General features: G+C 70.3%; 13 protein-coding genes. 8 read left to right on the forward strand and 5 right to left on the reverse strand.

Annotated features, from left to right (window positions below; genetic code table 11):
- The first annotated feature begins 15 nt into the window (after positions 1-15).
- The 4 genes from UA75_RS11560 to egtD are packed head-to-tail and all read left to right on the forward strand — an operon-like array spanning position 16 to position 4,555.
- Positions 16-1,263, forward strand: a complete 1,248-nt coding sequence (locus UA75_RS11560; protein WP_075740250.1) for a glutamate-cysteine ligase family protein — start codon at positions 16-18, stop codon at positions 1,261-1,263.
- Positions 1,260-2,600, forward strand: a complete 1,341-nt coding sequence (gene egtB, locus UA75_RS11565) for an ergothioneine biosynthesis protein EgtB (RefSeq protein ID WP_075740251.1) — start codon at positions 1,260-1,262, stop codon at positions 2,598-2,600. The genes UA75_RS11560 and egtB overlap by 4 nt, the downstream gene beginning before the upstream one ends.
- Positions 2,601-3,581 (forward strand): hypothetical protein, encoded by a 981-nt coding sequence (locus UA75_RS11570; RefSeq protein ID WP_083690678.1) that lies wholly within the window; start codon positions 2,601-2,603, stop codon positions 3,579-3,581.
- Positions 3,578-4,555, forward strand: coding sequence for an L-histidine N(alpha)-methyltransferase (gene egtD / locus UA75_RS11575; protein WP_198042991.1), 978 nt, complete (start codon positions 3,578-3,580; stop codon positions 4,553-4,555). Before UA75_RS11570 ends, egtD begins: the two co-directional genes overlap by 4 nt.
- A gap of 241 nt (positions 4,556-4,796) precedes the next feature.
- Here egtD and UA75_RS11580 read toward each other — a convergent pair whose 3' ends face one another.
- Complete coding sequence (locus tag UA75_RS11580; protein WP_083683130.1) at positions 4,797-5,567, reverse strand: HNH endonuclease family protein; 771 nt, start codon at positions 5,565-5,567, stop codon at positions 4,797-4,799.
- A 1,096-nt stretch (positions 5,568-6,663) separates the two neighbouring features.
- Between UA75_RS11580 and UA75_RS11585 the strand changes: the two genes are divergently transcribed.
- The gene (locus tag UA75_RS11585) at positions 6,664-8,508 is read left to right on the forward strand and encodes a multicopper oxidase family protein (protein WP_075740253.1); all 1,845 of its coding nucleotides are present in this window, start codon (positions 6,664-6,666) and stop codon (positions 8,506-8,508) included.
- Between the two features lie 249 nt (positions 8,509-8,757).
- Entirely contained in the window at positions 8,758-10,782 is a 2,025-nt protein-coding gene (locus UA75_RS11590) for a multicopper oxidase family protein (protein WP_083683131.1), read from the forward strand.
- A gap of 139 nt (positions 10,783-10,921) precedes the next feature.
- Here the strand turns inward: UA75_RS11590 and acnA are convergent, their stop codons facing one another.
- The 3 genes from acnA to UA75_RS11610 all read right to left on the reverse strand — a co-directional run bounded on the left by acnA (position 10,922) and on the right by UA75_RS11610 (position 16,316).
- Entirely contained in the window at positions 10,922-13,753 is a 2,832-nt protein-coding gene (gene acnA, locus UA75_RS11595) for an aconitate hydratase AcnA (protein ID WP_075743691.1), read from the reverse strand.
- A 554-nt stretch (positions 13,754-14,307) separates the two neighbouring features.
- On the reverse strand, positions 14,308-15,780 hold the full coding sequence (locus tag UA75_RS11605; protein ID WP_083683132.1) for a hypothetical protein: 1,473 nt from the start codon (positions 15,778-15,780) through the stop codon (positions 14,308-14,310).
- On the reverse strand, positions 15,777-16,316 hold the full coding sequence (locus tag UA75_RS11610) for a hypothetical protein (RefSeq protein WP_157434125.1): 540 nt from the start codon (positions 16,314-16,316) through the stop codon (positions 15,777-15,779). The genes UA75_RS11605 and UA75_RS11610 overlap by 4 nt, the downstream gene beginning before the upstream one ends.
- A 254-nt stretch (positions 16,317-16,570) precedes the next feature.
- Here UA75_RS11610 and UA75_RS11615 point away from each other — a divergent pair, with 254 nt between their 5' ends.
- Entirely contained in the window at positions 16,571-17,851 is a 1,281-nt protein-coding gene (locus UA75_RS11615) for an NlpC/P60 family protein (protein WP_075740256.1), read from the forward strand.
- Between the two features lie 507 nt (positions 17,852-18,358).
- Here UA75_RS11615 and UA75_RS11620 read toward each other — a convergent pair.
- Positions 18,359-19,252 (reverse strand): LysR family transcriptional regulator, encoded by an 894-nt coding sequence (locus UA75_RS11620; RefSeq protein ID WP_075740257.1) that lies wholly within the window; start codon positions 19,250-19,252, stop codon positions 18,359-18,361.
- A gap of 134 nt (positions 19,253-19,386) precedes the next feature.
- Here UA75_RS11620 and UA75_RS11625 point away from each other — a divergent pair, with 134 nt between their 5' ends.
- A complete protein-coding gene (locus tag UA75_RS11625) occupies positions 19,387-20,283 on the forward strand; it encodes a DMT family transporter (RefSeq protein WP_075743692.1) in 897 nt (298 codons plus the stop codon).
- The last annotated feature ends 673 nt before the right edge of the window (positions 20,284-20,956 follow it).

Raw genomic sequence — 20,956 nt, forward strand, 5'->3', positions numbered from 1 at the left:
GGCTGAGGTGAGGGCATGACGCTGTCGCAGAGTCCGCCGTCGGAGGCCGTGGGCGCGGCCCGGATTCGCAGTCGCGTGGAGGCGGAAGCCTACGTGGCGTCGGTCTGCTTCAAACACGGGCCGCCAGCATTGGCAGGCGTCGAACTCGAATGGACCGTTCACCACCGCGCCGACCCGCGCCGCCCCCTCGACCTGCGGGAGCTGGCCTCGGCACTGGGCGCACACGCCCCCACCACCCTCGTTCCGGACAGTCCGCATCTCCCACTGCCCAGCGGCTCGGCGGTCACCGTCGAGCCGGGCGGCCAGGTCGAGATCTCCTGTCTTCCCCAACGCAGTCCGCGCCGCCTCGTCGAGATCGTCGACGGCGACATCGCGTTGCTGGTCGATCTCCTCGGCAGCCGAGACCTCCGACTGGGAACCCGCGGCATCGACCCGTGGCGTTACCCGACGCGACTGCTGCACACCCCCCGCTACGACGCCATGGAACGAGCCTTCGATCGGATCGGGCCCGGGGGGAAGACCATGATGTGCAACACGGCAGGGCTTCAGGTCTGCCTTGACGCGGGCGAGGTCGAGCAGGCCCCACTGCGCTGGTCCGCGCTGCACGCGCTCGGCCCGGTGTTCATCGCCGCCTTCGCCAACTCCCGGCAGGCCGAGGGAGTCGCGGGAAGCTGGGCCTCGGCGCGGATGAGGTCGCTGTTCGCCACCGACCCGATCCGTGTCCGGCCCGGCAGGCCGGACGGCGATCCGGCCGCAGCCTGGGCCCGGCGGACGCTGGACACTCCGGCGATCTGTGTCCGTCGCGCCGACGGCCCCTGGGACGTTGCCGTGCCCGTGCGGTTCGCCGACTGGATCGCCGGTTCGCTGGCGCCGCCGCCCAGCCTCGATGATCTCGACTATCACCTCACCACACTGTTCCCCCCGGTACGCCCGCGCGGGTACCTGGAGGTGCGGTACCTGGACACGCAGGCGGGGCAGGCCTGGGTCGTGCCCGCTCTGCTGCTCATCGCGTTGTTCGCCCGGCCGGAGACGGTGGCGCGGGCGGCAGAGCTGGCCGCCCCGGTCGCCCGCCGCTGGGTGCCCGCAGCGCGGGACGGGCTGGCCGATCCGCCGTTGGCCCGAGCGGTCCCGAAGCTGCTGGACCTGGGCTGCGCCGCGCTGAGCGGGCTCGACCTGCCCGCCGACCTGCTCGCCGAGATCGTCGAGGTCGCTCAGCGACGCGCGGTGGGGGCGGCACTGGACTTCGGAGAGGACGGGGCATGACGACGACGGACTTCTTCACCACGGGCGAGGACGTCCTGCGTGCGGCGATCGCGGCCGAACTCGACCGCACCCGACGACGGAGCCTCGCGCTGACCGACAGCGTCGACGACGCCGACCTCACCCGCCAGCACTCGCCGCTGATGTCCCCGCTTGTGTGGGACCTCGCCCACATCGGCAATCAGGAGGAGCTCTGGCTCGTTCGCGACGTGGGCGGCCTCGTCCCGCTCCGCAGCGACATCGACGAGCTGTACGACGCCTTCCAACATGCCAGGGCGGATCGTCCGGCACTGCCGCTGCTGAGCCCCGCGGAGGCACGGGGCTATGTGCGCGGCGTTCGGGAGAAGACACTGGACGTGCTGGACCGCACGCCGCTGCGCGGCCGACGGCTGGTGGCCGACGGATTCGCCTTCGGCATGATCGTCCAGCACGAGCAGCAGCACGACGAGACGATGCTGGCCACCCATCAGCTCCGTACAGGCGAGCCGGTGCTGCACGCCCCGGCGCCGCCGCCGTCGATCCTCCCGCCCACGGCGCGCGAGGTCCTCATTCCCGGCGGCCCCTTCACCATGGGCACCGACTCCGACCCGTGGGCACTGGACAACGAACGGCCCGCGCACACCGTGCTGGTGGACTCCTTCTATCTCGACGCTGCTCCCGTGACCAACGCCGCCTACGCCGAGTTCATCGCCGAGGGCGGCTATGACCGTCGGGAGTGGTGGACCGAGGCGGGCTGGGCCCATCGGCAGCAGGCCGAGCTGCGGGCGCCGTTGTTCTGGGAACGCGACTCCGACGGCACCTGGTGGCGTCGCCGCTTCGGGGTGACCGAGCCGGTGCCCGCCGAGGAGCCGGTCGTCCACGTCTGCCTGCACGAGGCCGAGGCCTATGCCCGCTGGGCCGGTCGGCGGCTGCCCACCGAGGCGGAGTGGGAGAAGGCCGCTCGGCACGATCCCGTCACCGGGCGATCCCGGCGCTATCCGTGGGGCGACGAGGCACCGACCGAGCACCACGCCAATCTCGGCCAGCGCCACCTGAGCCCGGCACCCGTCGGCGCGTATCCCCAGGGCACCACCCCGGCCGGGGTGCACCAGCTCGTCGGCGACGTCTGGGAATGGACGTCCTCGACCTTCACCGCTCATCCCGGCTTCGCTGCCTTCCCCTATCGCGAGTACTCCGAGGTGTTCCTCGACGGCGGATATCAGGTGCTGCGCGGTGGTTCCTTCGGCACGGACACGTCGATGGCGCGCGCCTCCTTCCGCAACTGGGACCATCCGATCCGCAGGCAGATCTTCGCGGGCTTCCGATGCGCCAGGGACGCCGCACGGGCGGAGCGATCCTGAGTGTGTCGTCATCTGGCTTATCTCGGCCCGCCCGTGTCCTTGGCCGAGTTGATGTTCGACGGTGCCAACTCCCTGGCACGGCAGGCCTGGGCGCCGACGATGATGCGCCAAGGCGGCACCGTCAACGTGGACGGCTTCGGGGTCGGCTGGTTTCCCACCGTCCCGGCGAAGCCGGGCGCAGCGGGTGTTGTGCCGGCGGAGCCGGGCGCAGCGGGTGTTGTGCCGGCGGAGCCGGGCGCAGCGGGTGTTGTGCCGGCGGAGCCGGGCGCAGCAGAGACCGTCCCGGCGAAGCCGGGCGCAGCAGAGACCGCCCGCGCGAAGGAGTGTGCAGGGGAGACCGTCGCGGCGGAGGCAGGCACGGCGCCTGTCGCTCGCCCGGTCGACTCGCCGCTGCGCTATCGGCGTACCGGGCCCGTCTGGAACGACCACGGCTTCGCCGAGATCGCCACGGTGGTCCGGACGGGAGCCGCCATGGCCGCCGTCCGCTCGGCGACCGTCGGGATGCCGATCAGCGAGGAGGCCTGCGCGCCCTTCCGGCACGGCCCGCTGCTGTTCAGTCACAACGGAGTGCTGCCAGGCTGGCCCGGCTGCGCGACGGGGCTCGTCGAGGGGCTGTCCCCTGCGGCGCTGCTGACGGCGAGGGCCACGGACTCCGCACTGCTGTGGGTTCTGCTGCGTGCCAGACTCGATGCGGGCCAAGCCCCTGCCGACGCGGTGCGCGACCTGGTCGGCGAGGTGGGCGCCTCGGTACCGGGGGCGCGGCTGAACCTGCTGCTCACCGATGGTGTGACGGTCATCGCCACCACCTGGACGCACTCGCTCTTCGTGCAGCACGCTCCCGGTCGCCTCGTGGTGGCCTCCGAGCCGCTGGACGAGGACGAGGGCTGGGCCGAAGTGCCGGACGCACGACTGCTCGTCGCCACCCGTGACGGGGTCGAGATCACGCCGATACACCCGATATCGGTGCCATCGAGAGGATGACCGTGAACATTCCGCACATCGACGTACACCTCGACGAGGCCGCGGCGGCAGGCGGCCTGCGCGCCGAGGTCGCCGAGGGCCTGACCGCTGCCGAGCGCAGGCTCTCCTCGATGTGGCTGTACGACGCGCGGGGCAGCGAGCTCTTCGAGGAGATCACCCGGCTGCCGGACTACTACCCGACGCGCTCCGAGCGCGCCGCGTTGCAGGGTGCGGCGATGGACATCGCCGAGATCGTCGTGGCGGACACGCTGATCGAGCTGGGCTCCGGAGCCGCGGAGAAGACCCGGCTGCTGCTCGACGCCATGGGAAAACAGGGCGCGCTGCGGCGTTTCGTGCCCTTCGACGTCTCGACGACCGCGTTGCGGGAGTCGGCCTCGGAGATCGCCGCCGACTATCCCGATCTCGAGGTGCACGGGATCGTCGGCGACTTCACGCGCCACCTGGGCACCCTGCCCGACGGTGAACGACGGCTTCTCGCGTTTCTCGGCGGCACGATCGGCAACCTGCTGCCCGCCGAGCGGTCGGCCTTCCTGACCGAGGCCAGAGCGGTGCTGCGTCCGGGCGAGTGGCTGCTGCTGGGCACCGATCTCGTGAAGCCGACCAAGACCCTGATCGCGGCCTATGACGACCCGCAGGGAGTGACGGCCGAGTTCAACCGCAACGTGCTGCGGGTGCTCAACCGCGAGCTGGACGCCGATTTCGATCTCGGGCTCTTCGCTCACGTCGCGCACTGGGACCCGGACCAGGAGTGGATCGAGATGCGCCTGCGGGCGACGGAGGCGTCCACCGTGCACATCGGAGCGCTGGACCTGACGATCGACTTCTCGGCGGGCGAGGAGATCCGGACCGAGGTGTCGGCCAAGTTCCGGCCCGACGGCGTGGCGGCCGAGCTGCGGGCCGCGGGATTCCGACTCCATCGACAGTGGACCGACCCGGCGGACCGGTTCGCGGTCAGCCTGGCCGAGGCGGAGTAGTCCTCCCCGCCGCCTGCCCTGCTGCCCCGCGACGGGCTCGGAGTCACCCGAGGACGGTGCAGGCTCCGAGCCCGTTCGCGGGTCGGCGAACCGAGGCCTGCGGCGCGCCGCAGGCTTTTCGACGACGGGGCGCCGCAAGCCGCCTGCGGACGGCAGTCCCGAGCGCCGCTCGGCGGTTCTGGCGTGAGATGTCCTCCTCCCGCAGTGTCCTGCGGTGTCCCGCGGGCTTCGCGGCGAACGGTCAGCAGGTGGCGAGCATGCCCTCCAACGCGGCGGCCTCGTCCTCGGTGACGGTGAGTTCGTAGAGGTGCTTCACCGCGATCCAGTCCTCGGCGTAGACGCAGTGATACGACTCGGCGGGCGGCAGCCAGTCGGCCGGGGTCTGGTCGCCCTTCGAGCGGTTCGACGAGGCCGACACCGCGAGGAGCTGCGGCGAGTCCAGATCGTTGGCGAAGGCCTCCCGGCGGTCCTCGTCCCAGTCCGCGGCACCGCTGCGCCACGCGGCGGCCAGCGGCACCGTGTGATCGATGTCGAGATCGCCCGCCTCGGTGAACTCCTGGTCGTCGTACACGCTGATCCAGGTGCCCGACTGCGGCCGACACTGGTCGTCGGCGACGACGTCGGTGCCGTCGCGCTCCAGCACGACCTCGCGCGTGTTGCAGTTGTCGCCATGACTCGACCAGTGCGGGAAGCGCTCGCGGGAGTAGCCGGTCATCGGTCCCTCCGGCGCCACGGTGAGCTCGGCGAGCTGCCGTGGCGCGTCGGAGTCTCCGGTGCCCGCGCCGCCCTCGGTGTCCTGCCCGCCCGCATCGGCGGCGTCCTGGCCCGCCGACTCGGACACGGCCGGTTCGTCTAACGCGCTGGACAGGTCGGCGGCGATCTCGGAGCAGCCTGCCAGGGCGATCGACGCCGTCGCCAGCACTGCCGCGAGGCGGGACAGACCGCGCGGTGACCGGCGATGGAGGCGTTCCGGGTCCCGCAGCGCGGGGTGCGGGCGGGTGGCGTGCGTCATGTCTTCCTCGCAGAACGTGAGTGCCGACGGATCGTCCGAGCCGGTGAGCCGCAGCCGATCGACGGCGGGTTCGGACCGTCTCGCCGCTGCTCATCCACGGGGAAACCCTAGTCGGTCGCGACCTGTTCGCGATCACCATAACGAGCGGAGAATCAGCGGCCACGCCGACGAACCCGTGACGGTGAGTAGCATCGCCCGCCGCGTCCGGCGGCCTGAGCGCGCCGTCGCTCCGCCTGGGCCGCAGGCCGGTCGTCCAGCCGAGTCACCGTGGTCGACGCCGACCGTCGAGCGGGACCGTCGAGCGGGACCGTCGAGCACGATCGGTGAGCCCCGGCAGCGCGCTGCCGATTGCCGACACGGCCCGCCCCGCCTTCCTCCCCGCCTGCCTCCGCCGCGTTCCTTGGCGGCGACGGCGGCCCGCCACGACGAGGCATCGTGCGACGCACCGAATCGATTCGCTCGAGCCGAGCAGGCTACTAGTCGGGCAGGCTCGGGCGAGGGCGCACGATCGGTTCGGAGGCCGGTGGTCCTCGGCGCATGTTGGCGGGGATCGGGCTCCCGCGTGCGATCGGCGGCCCGGAGTTCGTCGCGCCTGCTCGGTCGTGGTGCCACGTCGTCACGCGCGTCGGGCAGCGTGCCTGCGGTGCGGTGCGAATGATTGCGAGGTCGACTTCCTTTTCGGGAATTACCTGCACCGCTGATCGTTGGTTCTGTACTATGGTGACGGCAGGAGAGCCGAGTGGGCCTGGGGAGGCGCACGGTGTCGGTTCTTTCTGGGGAGCGGAACAATAGGGGGAATGACCATGAGCGAGCCTGCCTGACGGCTGATCCGCCGTGATTCACGGTGTGCCGATGTCACCGGTCGGGCCGCCGACGTGTGTCGGCGACTGCCGCCGAGCCGTGTCCTGGCAACCAGGGCAGGCTGCTGCCGGAATGCGCGGACGTCCTTGGTGTAGCTCGTCATCGCGGATTCGGGCGAATCCGGCATGGTCCTGCCGTCGTCATTCTGACGGGGTGGCGAATACCGAGTCTCTCTCGCAGGTAATGCGGGTCGGTATTCGTCGAGTGAATTCTTGCAGTTTACTGGGGAGTAGACATGACCGAAATCGTCGAGCTGGTCTCGAACGTCGACGCCGACCTAGCCGAGATGTCGCAGGTCGTCGACGTCACCCGCGCCTCGGCACGCACCGAGCTCACCAAGTTCCGCGATCCGCTGCGGATTCCGCCGGTACTGCGCCCGGAAGGCGGCGAGCTGGTGACGGTGGTCCAGCGGGCCACCTGGGTGCGACTGCACTCGGAGCTGCCGCCGACCCGCGTCTGGACCTATGACGGTCACCTGCCTGGTCCGACGTTCGACGTCCGGCGCGGGCAGCGGGTGCGCGTGGCGTGGACGAATGAGATCGAGGGGCCGTTCCCGGTGACGGCGGTGGACGTGCCGCTGCCGCAGCCCGGCGAGCCGTCGCCCTCCGACGAGCCCGGCCGCAGCGGCGGCCTGCCGATCCCCGAGGTCACGCAGTTGCCGCCCTGGACCGTCGTACACCTGCACGGCGCCGTCACTGCGGCGGGCAACGACGGCTGGGCGGACAACGGAGTCCTGCCGGGGGAGGCGCAGATCTGCGAGTACCGCAACGATCAGCCTGCGATGACCCTCTGGTACCACGATCACGCCATGATGATCACCCGGTGGAACGTCTACGCCGGACTGCTCGGCATGTATCTGCTCCGGGACGAGGAGGAGGACGCGCTGAACCTGCCGTCGGGCGATCAGGAGGTCCCGCTGATCATCTGTGATCGCAATCTCGACGTCGACGAGAAGGGCGCGCTCACCGGGGCGCTGGTGCACAAGACGGTCGAGGAGCGTGGCTTCAGCGGTCCCTTCACCCTGGTCAACGGGGTCATCTGGCCGCATCTCGACGTCGAGCGTCGCTGGTACCGGTTCCGGGTGCTCAACGCCTCCAACGCCAGGACCTTCACGTTGTCGCTGCGTGACGAGCGGGGCGAGCCGATCACCGGAACGGCGTGGCAGATCGGGACCGACAGCGGCCTGCTGCCCGCGCTTCTCCCGCTGCCCGCGGCGGGCCTGGTGATGGCGCCTGCCGAGCGCGTCGACCTGCTGATCGACTTCAGCGTCTTCGCGGGCCGCAGGCTCCGACTGGTCAACGCGGCCGCGAATCCCGGCCCGAACCCGGAGATCATGGAGTTCCGCGTCGGTCGGCGACGGGTCACCTCGGACTTCCGCCGTCCGACGACCGTCTCCGGGTCCTACGTCCGGTTGCGACACGATGAGCACGGCCACGAACACGGGCGCCGACTGCTGGTGCTGGCCAACGGGACCAGCGGACACGGCGAGCTGTGGGAGATGCACCGGCTGGACCCGAAGCACGATCACATCCCGGAGTTCGACGGCGTCACCGTGCACGACGGCTACGTGCAGGTACAGGATGCTCGCGGCGAGGTCGTCACCTATCACCGGATGTCCAGGGTGTTCGAGGACACGGTGAACTGGTTCGTCCGGCAGGACAGCTGGGAGCAGTGGGACATCCTGAATCTGACCGGGCCCACCCACCCCATCCACGTCCACCTGGTGCGCTTCCAGGCCGTCGACCGAGTGCGGTTCGACATCGGCGGCTTCGATCAGGCGCGCGGCGGCACGGCGACGCCGGTGCGATACGTGGCGGACGGGGCGCTGCTGCCGGACGAGCGGGGCTGGAAGGACACCATCCGCGTCGGCTCGACGGAGCTGGTCTCCATCCTGTCCCACTTCACCGGTTCGACCGGGCGGTACATGTATCACTGCCATCTGCTGGAGCACGAGGACATGGGCATGATGCGGCCCTTCGTGGTGGCGCCCGATCCGGTCGTCACCCTGATGGAGAAGCTGCACGGCCACGGCGGGGACCACGGCGATCACGGAACGGTGCGCCGACGCATCGCGTCGTAGCGGCCCGGTCCGCTCGACGACGGCGAACCCCTATTCCGCGTCCGGCCGTCGTCATCCGTGCGAGTGATCACTCTGTAGTGGGTAGCGGCGAGGTCCGCTGTGGACTCCGCCGACCCCTTCGATCAGGACGAGACGGATCAGACCAGCTCAGCGCCGGATCAGTGATCCTTTATCCCGGACGGAGGTTTTTCTGTATCCATTCGGCTGCGACACGAGCCAACCTCCAGGACTGGTGCTTACGGTGCAACGATGGATCATTCGTCTGGGGGAACTGCGTTATCGCGTAGGCAGCTGATCGGCATCGGCGCGGGCACCGCCGCAGCGCTGCTCACGGCTGCGGCGCCTGGCGCGTCGGCCGCACAGCGGGCCGTCGACCCGGCCGGGCCGACGGTCGACGCCGCAGCGGCGGCCGCGCCCTCGGAGCCGGTCTCGGCGCACCCGGTTCACTCCGTCGTCGGAGTGGACCGGTCTGTCGTGCTGCCCAGGACCGTCGGAGACGAGACCCCCACGACGGAATTGACGAAGTTCCTGGACCCCATGCCCGTCCCGCCGGTGCTGCGCCCGGCCGAGGGCGAGCTGACGACCATCGTCAAACAGGTCGCGCAGACCCGCCTGCACTCCGAACTGCCTCCGACCACCGTCTGGACCTACGACGGCCACTTCCCCGGCCCGACCATCGAGGTCCGCCGGGGGCGGCGAGTACTGCTGGCCTGGCGCAACGGGATCGAGGGCGCCTTCCCGGTGACGGCCGTCGACGTCCCGCTGCCCGAGGAGGGGGAGCCCTCGCCATCGGATCTGCCAGGCAGAGGCGGCGGCACCCCGATCCCCGAGGTCGCTCGACTGCCTGCGTGGTCGGTGACCCATCTGCACGGTGGTGTCGTCGCGGCAGGCAGTGACGGCTGGGCCAACAACGCGGTGCTGTCGGGGGAGAGCCAGCTCTGCGAGTATCCGAACCAGCAGCCCGCGGCGATGCTCTGGTACCACGACCACGCGATGATGATCACGCGGTGGAACGTGTACGCGGGGCTGGTGGGCACCTACCTCATCCGCGACGACGAGGAGGACGCCCTCCGGCTTCCCTCGGGCGACCGGGAGATTCCGCTGGTGATCGCCGATCGCAATCTCGACGTCGCCGACGACGGCTCGCTGACGGGGGCGCTCCTGCACAAGACCGTCGCACAACGTGCGTTCACCGGTCCGTTCACCCTGGTCAACGGGGTGATCTGGCCGCATCTGGCGGTGGGGGCGTGCTGGTATCGCTTCCGGGTGCTCAACTCGTCCAACGCCCGCACCTACCGGCTCGCGCTCCAAGACGAGTCCGGTTCCCCGATCACCGGGGCGGCCTGGCAGATCGGCACCGACAGCGGCCTCCTCCCCGAACCGGTGGAGATCCCGGCCGACGGGCTGATCATGGCGCCTGCCGAGCGTGCCGATCTGCTCATCGACTTCGGACCGTGGCGGGGACGCACGGTGCGGCTGATGAACACCGGCGGCACCCCGGTCCACCCCGAGGTCATGGAGTTCCGGGTCGAGACGCGGCGCGCGGTCGACCGCTTCCGGCTGCCCGCCGAGACCTCCCGGTCGTACGAGCGGCTGCCGGGTCCGCACACTGCGGCACGACATCGGCTGCTGATCCTCGCCAACGGCCCCACCGGCCACGGACAGCTCTGGGAGATGCGACGACTGGACCCGGCGCACGATCACATCCCCGACTTCGACGGCGTCACGGTGCACGACGGATTCGTGCAGGTACAGGGGCCGGACGGCGAGGTGGTCACCTACCGACGACTCTGTCGGGTGTTCGAGGACACGGTGAACTGGTTCGTCCGCCACGACGACTGGGAGGACTGGCACATGCTGAGCCTCGCCGCGCCGACGCATCCCATGCACCTGCATCTGGTGCGCTTCCAGGCGTTGGCGCGAGACCACTACGTGGTGACCGAGACCGTGCCGGGGGAGGACGGCAGGCCCGTCGTGATCGGCGGCTTCGACGAGAGTCGGGGCGGCACGCTCACCCCGATCCGGTACGAGCAGTCGGGCACCCTGCTGCCCGATGAGCTGGGCTGGAAGGACACGGTCCGGGTGGCCAGGGGAGAAGAGGTCACCATCATGGCGCGGTTCGAAGGCTCCACCGGGCAGTACATGTATCACTGCCATCTGCTGGAACACGAGGACATGGGCATGATGCGGCCCTTTGTGGTGGCGCCCGAGCCGGTGGTGACGCTCATGGAGCAGCTCCACGGCGACGGCGGGCACGGCCACGGCGGTCACTGATCGTCCGAGGGCGGGGCTCGTCGTTCCCCGACCGGAGAGGGCGGCCCGGTCAGCGCCGCCGGACCAGACGTCGCTTGGCCAGGACGCCGACAGGCCCGGACGCCGAGACGTCCGGGCCTGTCGGGTGCCGTGATGTCGATCAGCCGCGCAGCATCTTGCGCAGCACGTACTGCATGATGCCGCCGTTGCGGTAGTAGTCGGCCTCACCAGGAGTGTCGATGCGCAGCACCGCGTCGAACTCGACGACGGAGCCGTCCTGCCTGGTGGCCGTCACCTTCAGGGTGCGAGGCGAGCCGCCGTCGTTCAGCGCGGTCACCCCGGACACGTCGAAGGTCTCGGTGCCGTCCAGACCCAGCGAGCTCGCGCTCTCGCCTGCCGGGAACTGGAGGGGCAGCACGCCCATGCCGATCAGGTTCGACCGGTGGATGCGCTCGAACGACTCGGTGATCACCGCGCGCACGCCCAGCAGGCTGGTGCCCTTGGCCGCCCAGTCACGGGAGGATCCGGAGCCGTACTCCTTGCCCGCGAGGATCACCAGCGGAACGCCTGCCTCGGCGTAGGAGACCGACGCGTCGTAGATGGTGGTCTGCTCGCCGCCCGCGAGGAAGTCGCGGGTGTAGCCGCCCTGCACACCGCCGGGCTCGATCGCGTCCAACAGCAGGTTGCGCAGTCGGATGTTGGCGAAGGTTCCTCGGATCATCACCTCGTGGTTGCCGCGCCGCGAGCCGTAGGAGTTGAAGTCCCGGCGCTCGACGCCGTGCTCGTTGAGGTAACGCCCTGCGGGCGAGTCGGCCTTGATCGCCCCGGCCGGGGAGATGTGGTCGGTGGTCACCGAATCGCCCAGCAGGGCGAGGACCCTGGCGCCTGCGATGTCGGTCACCGGGCTGGGGTCCGGCGTCATGCCCTCGAAGTACGGGGGCCTGCGGACGTAGGTGGACTGCGGGTCCCACTCGAAGATGTTGCCGGTGGGCGTCGGAAGGGACTGCCACCGCTCGTCGCCCGCGAAGACGTCGGAGTAGCCGTCGGTGAAGCCCTGCGAGGAGATCGCCGAGCCGATGACCTCCTGGATCTCGGCGGCGTCCGGCCAGATGTCGGCCAGGAAGACCGGCCTGCCCTCGGTGTCGGTGCCCAGCGGCTCCGTGCTCAGGTCCAGGTCCATGGTGCCCGCGAGCGCGTAGGCCACCACCAGCGGCGGGCTGGCGAGGTAGTTCATCTTGATGTCGGGGTTGATCCGACCCTCGAAGTTCCGGTTGCCCGAGAGCACCGAGACCACCGCGAGGTCGGCGGAGTTGATCGCCTCCGAGATCTCGTCCTGGAGGGGGCCGGAGTTGCCGATGCACGTCGTGCAGCCGTAGCCGACGAGGTTGAAGCCGAGCTTCTCCAGGTAGGGCAGCAGCCCGGAGCGCGCGTAGTAGTCCATGACGACCTTGGACCCCGGCGCCAGCGTGGTCTTCACCCACGGCTTGCGTGCCAGGCCGCGTTCGACGGCCTTCTTCGCCAACAGCGCCGCGCCGATCATCACGCTCGGGTTGGAGGTGTTGGTGCAGGAGGTGATCGCGGCGATCGCGACCGCTCCGTGGTCGATCTCGAACTCGGAGCCGTCCACGGTGACCCGCGTGGGCCTGCTCGGCCTGCCCTGGGAGCCGTTGGCCGCCGAGTGCACCGGCCTGCCCGCGTGGTCGTCGTCGCGCGAGTAGGTGGGCGAGTCCGACGCGGGGAAGGACTCGTCCGACGCCTCGTCCACGATCGACGAATCGGCGGTCACGTAATCGGTGATCGCCTTGCGGAACGCCGACTTCGCCGAGGACAGGTCGATCCGGTCCTGGGGACGCTTGGGGCCCGCGATGGAGGGCACCACGGTGGCGAGATCGAGCTCGAGCCGCTCGGAGTAGGCGGGCTCGGCCTCGGGGTCGTGCCACATGCCCTGCTCACGGGCGTAGGCCTCGACCAGGGCGACCTGCTGCTCGGATCGGCCGGTGAGCCGCAGGTAGGTCGTCGTCTCGGCGTCGACGGGGAAGATCGCGCAGGTCGAGCCGAACTCGGGGCTCATGTTGCCGATCGTGGCGCGGTTCGCCAGCGGGACGGCACCGACGCCGGACCCGTAGAACTCGACGAACTTCCCGACCACGCCGTGCTCACGCAGCATCTCGGTGATGGTCAGCACCAGGTCGGTGGCCGTCGCGCCTGCGGGCAGCTCACCGTGCAGCTTGAAGCCGACCACGCGCGGGATCAGCATGGACACCGGCTGACCGAGCATCGCGGCCTCGGCCTCGATGCCGCCGACGCCCCAGCCGAGCACGCCGATGCCGTTGACCATGGTGGTGTGGCTGTCGGTGCCCACGAGGGTGTCCGGGTAGGCCTGGAGGGTGGTGCCTCCGTCGCCGCCCTGCCTGGTCATCACCACGCGGGCCAGGTGCTCGATGTTGACCTGGTGCACGATGCCGGTGCCGGGCGGGACGACCTTGAACTCGTCGAACGCGCTCTGACCCCAGCGGAGGAACTGGTAGCGCTCACGGTTGCGCTCGTACTCCAGGTCCACATTGCGCTCGAACGCGTCCGGCCTGCCGAAGATGTCGGCGATGACGGAGTGGTCGATGACCAGCTCGGCGGGTGCCAACGGGTTGACCTTGGCCGGATCGCCGCCCAGGTTCGTGACGGCCTCCCGCATCGTGGCGAGGTCGACGACGCAGGGCACGCCGGTGAAGTCCTGCATGATCACCCTGGCCGGGGTGAACTGGATCTCTGTGTCGGGTTCGGACGAAGGGTCCCAGGAGGCCAGCGCGCGGACGTGGTCGGCGGTGATGTTCGCGCCGTCCTCGGTGCGGAGCAGGTTCTCCAACAGGATCTTCAGGCTGTAAGGCAGGCGGTCCGCGCCCTCGACCGCACTCAGCCGGAACACCTCATACGAGGTGTCTCCGACCGAGAGCGTGCCGCGGGCGCCGAAGCTGTCCTGGCTAGCAGGTGCAGTCACGTCCAACAACTCCATCTCGCGACGGCGCACGTCAGTTCGGGGATGACGTCAAGTCTGGCCCAGCTCGACGGGCCATGCTGCTCGACTCTTCAGGTGGCGTGTCCGGACTTCTCGGCAGCCCCGCTCGTCGAGCAGGCCGTCGATCGTCGTGGACACGGCGGCAAGACCAAACAGTACGCTTGTCCTGTATTGGGATTCAAGTCGGGTCGTCGATCTCCGCCAGCACGTGACGGTGATCGTGGGCAACCGCCGATGGGGTGATCGCTGCCGGGTCGTGGGCTGCGCGAAGGCCGACCGGGGTCTCACTCCGCGCGGGCCCTTCCTGGACGGCATCGCCGACGGCCACGGCAGGACAGGTGATGCCCGGGCGGCCCGCTCCGATGCCGAGGGGACCGTTCTCGTGCCCTGCCGGGCGGTTGTCCGGCTGCTCCGGCGGCTCTCGGATGTCAGGCCGCCGGCGTCCCGGAACACCCGGACACACGGCGGGCCGGGAACGACGACGCGTTCCCGGCCCGGGTGTTGCCGCCTCGCCGATCAGGCGCGGCGCGGGTGCATCAGTAGGTGGACTCCGCGGCCTCGATCAACATCTCGATGTCGCCGGGCTCCAGGCTCTGCATCACCAGCATGAACAGCTCGCCGAAGGTGCGAATCGGGCTCACGTACCACCGGCCGTCGACCTCGACGGTGGTGATGCCGGAGTCGAGGGCGTTGGTCATCAGCCGCTCGACGAAAGCGATCGCCTCCGGGGGAAGCTCCCCGCCCATCTCGGCCTGCATCTGCCCGGTGAGGTCGGACATGCACATCCGGTCGCTCTGGCCGCCCTCGACGCTGATGTCGACGCAGTCGCCGTCGATGACGATCGTCGCCTGCTCGCCCGGCTGCGTGCCCTCGATGGACACCGATTCGATGACCACGACCGTGCCGCCGTTGGACTCGCGGGTGTTGGTCTGCAGGTCGGTGACGGTGACCTCCGGGCTGGTGCCTGCGGGCATCTCCGCCAGCAGCAGCGGGCCGAGGTCGTAGAGGACGCCCATCTCGTCGGGCGGGGTCAGTGCGATGACCTGCTCCAGGTCACCGGCCATCGCTGCGGCGACGAGGTCCTCCACCGCGGCCTGCGGCGAGTCGGCGCCCACGGCCTCGACCGAGGTGTCCGGCCAGGACAGTCCCTCTTCCCGAAGGCCGTAGTCGGCGATCGTGTAGAAGAGGCTGGGGTACCAGTCGTCGCCGACCTGCACGGTGGCGATGCGCAGCGGCTCGTCCAATTCGGCGAAGTCGATCTGCTCCGTCTCGTCCGCCGGGAGTCCGTCGGGGAACGCCGCAGCCACGAAGCTGTCGGTGAGCGGAAGCTCGGCGAGGTTCGAGTTCATCGTCAGCGTGCCTGCCGATGCCTGGGTGATCACCAGGTCCTCGTTGATCCGCTCCTCGGAGGACTCGTCGAACTCCAGGCCCTCCAGGGTGGTTCCCCAGCCCTCGATCGACGAGGGGTCGGTGCCCGGCTCGAAGATCTCCAGTCGGGTCATCTCACTGACGGTGGCTTCGAGGTAGTCCCTGCTCAGCTGGGCCTCGACGGGCACGAGCGTGTCGAACAGGCCCACGACGTCGTTGCTTCCGGTGGCGGTGAGCAGTCGCGTCGCGGCATCGGCGGGGGTCTCCCCGCCTGCGGCGGCGACGTCGCCCCTGCCGAAGGCGAAATAGGTACCCGTCGCTGCGGCGGCGACGGCCACCACGGCGACGACCGAGCCGACGACGAGGCCGGTCTTCTTCTTGGGCGGCTGTCCCTGCGGGGGGAACTGTCCGTAGGGGCCCTGTGGCGGCGGGCCGCCAAAGGGCGGTCCCTGCGGCGGCGGGCCGCCGTAGGGCTGCTGCGGTGCCCCGTAGGGCGGCTGACCGCCGTAGGGCTGTTGCGGTGCGCCGTAGGGCTGCTGCGGGCCGGACGACGGGTAGCCCTCCTGGCCCGGGCCGGGGCGAGCCGGTCCGTTCGGCGGCTGGTTCTCCGGCTGCCAAGGGCCGGGGCCGGGGTGGGTCACGACGAGCCTCCTGCGTTCTGTGTCCTCTGCGGACGGCTGCCGAGCAGCACGCCGAGCGCGCCGACCAGGGTCAGTGCCACGCCCGCGAGAGTGGTGATCGGGCCGATGCCCGAGATGCCGATCAATGCGGTGTTGTCGAAGCCTTGGACGAAGGCGACCGTGGTCGCCGTTCCCATCAGAACCGAGAAAATCAACGCGATCACCGAGGCGGTGACCCGAAGCCTGATCAGATGGAGCAGGACGCAGATCGCCGCCAGCGGGATGAGCAACGGCCAGGCGCCCAGGATCGTGTCGAGGATCGGGGGCGGTTCGAGGAGCCTGCGGAGCACGCCGACGGTCTGGTGGCTGTCGCGATACACCGAACCCGAGCGCAGCCAGGGGAGGAAGGTGCCGATCACGGCGATCGTCACTCCCGTCGCCGTGATGATCGGCGCACTGCGGCGCGGCCAGTCCTGCACGCCGGGAATCGTCTCAGTCGCCACCGACGCGGACCGTCGATTGGGGCAAATGGGGGAAGATCGACGCAATTTCGTCACCTTCCGTGAAGATCGATCCGCTCGTGTGGCTGAAGGTGCGGGAGGCACCACTGGGGTAAGTGGCATGCCGAGTGGCGCGATGGCACAGTTCTCGGCGATTACTCCATTCGGCGCAGTGGGCCGCCGGTGGAGGGTCGGCCTGTGGGACTCGTACGCGACAGGGGGCGTCGATGGCCAGACGGCGGGGAACACGACGACGGACGGCGGCCGGGCTCCGGACGCCGGATCGCGGCCGAACTCCACTACTTCTCCTCGTGTTGCTGATCGTGACGTCGCTGGCGGCCGGAACGACCGCGTGGGCGCAGCCCCCCGCCAACCCCGACGACGCCGAGATCGAGGAGGGGAACGCGGCGGTCGAGAACGCGGCCACCAGGGTCGGCGAGCTCACCAGCCGACTGGCCGAGGTCTCCGCGCGGCGCGACGAACTCCTGGCCCAGGTGGAACTCGCCATGGAGGACGCGAACCGGGCGATGGTCGATCTGGAGGCGGCCGAGGCGGCGGCACAGCTCGCCGCCGACGTGGCCAGGACGGCGCAGATCGAGGCGGACGCCTCGGCCGATCACATCGAGCGGGTCCGCGCGCAGATCGACGACTTCGCTGCGGCCAGTCATCAACAGGGCACCGTGGTCGGGTCGCTCAGCGCCTACTTCGGAGCGGAGAGCCCCGACGATCTGCTGGAGCGGGTGCAGCTTCTCGACGCGATCAGCGGGAGCCATCTCGACCTGCTCGACGAGCTGGAACGAGCCCGCACCGACAAGGTCAACAAGGACTCGACCGCGCGTGCCGCTCTCGCGGAGGCCGAATCGGGGGCGGCTGCGGCTCAGGAGGCCAAGTCCGACGCGGACGAGGCCTTCGCCGCAGCGGTGGCCGCCGAGCAGGCACAGCAGGCCGATATCACCGCCGTCGAGGACGAGCGCGCCGCCGTCGAGGCGGAACTCGTCTCGGCCCGCGCCGACGTCGGCGGTCTGGAGGAGCAACGCACCCGATACGAGGAGTGGGAGCGAGAGCAGGAGGCCGCGGCGGAGGCTGCCGCCGCCTCCGTCGTCGCCGCGCCCGCCGCGCAGCCACCCGGACAGCCTGCGGGGCCGCCTCCTGCCTCGGGCGCATCGGCCTCGAATGCGATCGAGACGGTGATCGCGCGAGCCGTCGCACAGCTCGGCGTCCCGTATTCCTGGGGCGGCGGCAATGCGCACGGCCCGACTCAGGGCGTCCGAGACGGCGGGGTGGCCGACGCACACGGCGACTACCAGAAGGTCGGCTTCGACTGCTCCGGCCTCATGGTCTACGCCTTCGCGGGCGCCGGGGTCAGTCTGCCGAAGTACAGCGGGTACCAATACCAGTCGGGACAGCGCGTGCCACTGGCCCAGATGCGCCGAGGCGACATGATCTTCTGGCAGACCGGCGGCCGGATCCACCACGTCGCGCTGTACCTCGGCGACGGGATGATGGTCGAGGCGCCGTACTCGGGCAATCAGGTGCGCGTCACCCCGGTCCGCTACGGCGGGATCGCGCCGTACGCGGTGCGGATGCTCTGACGGCGGAGGGCCAGACCCCGCGCCTCGTCGATGATCCCGAGGTTCTGCCGACGTCCTCGGCCCTCGGACCGGTGGTCACGCGACCGGTCATCGGGGCTGGTGTCGGAGTGCTGGTTCGGTCGGCGTGTGCCTCGACGTACTCGGCTGAGCGGCTCGAAGTCGACCGGTGTGGCGCCGAGGTCGACGGCGAGGATGCGTCGATGCGTCTAGGGGCAGGTGATGGCTGGGGACCTCGCCCTGGTCGAGCCTGCGGAGGAGGTTGCGTCGGGGAGTCGTCGGGGCGGTCGTCGCTCGCCCGTGGCGCGGACCGGTCGTGTCAGTCGATCCTCCCGGCGCGTCGACCACGGCGGCACGGCCGGTGGCGGTCCGACGGGACCGTGCCAAGCGGCCGTCGCCGGCGCTGTCGGCATGTCGGCGGCGGGGCCCGCACCGCATCGGCATGGTCCGGCCCGAGGCTCGGCGCCCGGGCTGCCGCCGGGGGTGCACCAGCCGTCAGCCTGGGCGTCGTCACTCCGGTGCGGCCGCGCGCAGTGCGTCGATCAAGGTGCGCAGGGCGGGCTGGGTCGACGACGTCTCCCGCACCGCCGCGTAGATCGACCTGATCGGTTCCGGCCTGCGGACCTTGCGCACGACGACACCCGGATGCCGGTTCCCCAGACCGAGCCGAGGGATCAGGCTGACGCCCATGCCTGCGGCGATGAAACCCTGGGCCGTCGCGTAATCGTCGCTCTCCACCGCGAAGTTCGGACTGAATCCCGCCGAGGCGCAGGCGTCGAGCATGATCTCCAGGCAGAGTCCGGCCCGCCACTCCGTGCCGACCCAGGACTCGTCGGCGAGATCGGCCAGATCCAGCACGCGCTTCGCGGCGAGCGGATGGCCCTTCGGCAACACCGCGCGGTACGGATCGTCGTGCAGCGGAACCAGCTGCACGCCGTCGCGGGGACTGTTCCGCCTACCGACGACCACCGCGAGGTCGGCCTCGCCGCGCTCGACGGCGGGCAGCGGATCATCGGGGTCGATCAGGCTGAGGTCGACGTGCACTCCGGGATGCTCGCGGCGCAGCCGGGCCAGCGCGGGCGGCATCAGCGCGACGCCTGCCGTGGCGAAGTAGCGGACCACCAGCCGCCCGGTGCGACCCGCCCGCAGATCGGCGAGCGCGGACTCGGCCTCGGCGACGTTCCTGCTGATGACGGCGGCGTGCTCGGTGAGCAGCCTGCCTGCCGCGGTCGGTCGGACGCCGCGCCCCACCCGTTCGAGCAGAGCGATGCCCGCCTCTCGTTCCAACGCGGCCACCTGCTGGCTCACCGCGGACGGCGTATAGCCGAGATTCGTCGCTGCCTCGGTCATCGACCCGCTGGTGACCACCGCTCGCAGTACCTGCATGCGCCGCACATCAAGCATGAAGAACAGCTTAACGATATGTGCAAGTCTTTTCGCTTGTCCTGTCGAGTCAGAGGCTGCATCGTCGACGACGAACGAACGACGAGGAGGCGACAGTGACCAGTGGGACCGGCGGACCGGCTGCCGTGGTGAGGATGGGCGTTCTGGCCCTGCTCTGGGGATCGACGTTTCTGTGGATCTCGGTGGCCTTGACCGGGCTCTCGCCGGTCCAGGTCACCCTCGTCCGCTGTGCCCTCGGCACGGGCGTCCTGATCATCTGGTGCGTCGGCACGCGACTTCGTCTTCCTCGCGGCCGCGCCACCTGGGGGCATCTCGTGGTGGCCGCCTTCTTCTGCAACGCCCTGCCGTTCGCCATGTTCAGCCTCGGGCAGCAGACCGTCGACTCGGGCGTGGCAGGCGTCCTGAACGCCACGACGCCGCTGTGGTCCCTGGTGATCGGCCTCCTGATCGGCACGGAGCGCGACCTTCGGCCCGTCCGGCTGGGCGGGCTCCTGCTCGGCTTCGTCGGCATCCTGCTGATCTTCGCCCCCTGGCAGCAGACCGGACTCCTGAGCTGGGGTGCGCTCGCCATCCTCGTGGCGGCGGCGAGCTACGCCATCGGCTTCGTGTACATGGGACGCAACCTCGTCGGGCGGGGAACGCCCGCCGTCGCGCTCGCGGCCGCCCAACTCCTGGTCGCGACGGGTCTGACCACGCTGACCCTGCCCGCAGGCGGTCTGGTGGCCGTCCAGCTCAGCCCGGCGGTCCTGATCGCCGTCCTCGTTCTCGGCGTGTGCTGCACCGGCGCCACCTTCGCACTGACCTACCGGATGATCGCCGACGAGGGCGCCACCAACACCGCCGCTGTGGGATACCTGCTGCCGGTCGTCTCCGTGGTGCTGGGCGTGGTGGTCCTCGGCGAGGACCTCGGCCTCCGCGTCGTCGTAGGCATGCTCGTCGTGCTGGTCGCCCTCGGGATGACCCGGCGGCGGGCCGCCCCTGCACTGCCGGACCCGGCCGAGCCTGCGACCCAGTCCGCGCTCGGACGCTGAGAGACGGGACGTGTTTCGGATCCCAGCCGAGGCAGTCCTGCCGGTGGGAACGGGAGGGTGCCGGGTGGGGCACTCCCCCCGGAGTCTGGCCGGCCCGGTCGTCGGCGGTCGGCCGGTTCCGATCCGATTGGCGCAGTGTCGGCGGGGACTCGATACACCGCATGGAGAAGTGCCGGGCGCGGTTTCAACTGGCGTTGGACCGTGACTACGGGGTCGTGAAGGAGATGGACGCCAACGGCTTTCACACACCCGGAACAGCTCCCCGGTGCAGGCCGGGCCTATGAGGCAGTCGGGCGACGGCGGTCGGAACGGCGGTGCGTGACCGAGGGGGTGGCCGGTGCGGAGCCTGCCCATGGGCACGGCACCCCACGGCGTGGCGTGCGAGATGTCCCTCCCCCCAGCGCGGTGCGCACTCGTTCCAGGACGTTGACTCTCGTGTCGGTGTCGGTGTCGGTGTCGGTGTCGGTGTCGGTGTAGCGGGCGGGTCGGAGGCGGTGCGCCGCTGCGGCCCGGTGAGGTCGTCGCGTCCTCCGCCATCTCGTCGCGCCGCTGTCGTCGGTGCGATCGCGATCCGCCCCTCGGCTGTCCGGGGACTGGAGTCGTGATCCGACCTGAGGGCCGCCGGCTGGGCGTTCCGCAGGTCGACCGGCCCGCTGCTGCGGGGCGGCACGCC

Origin of the sequence: Actinoalloteichus sp. GBA129-24 (assembly GCF_001941645.1) — a bacterium.
Lineage (GTDB): Bacteria > Actinomycetota > Actinomycetes > Mycobacteriales > Pseudonocardiaceae > Actinoalloteichus_A > Actinoalloteichus_A fjordicus.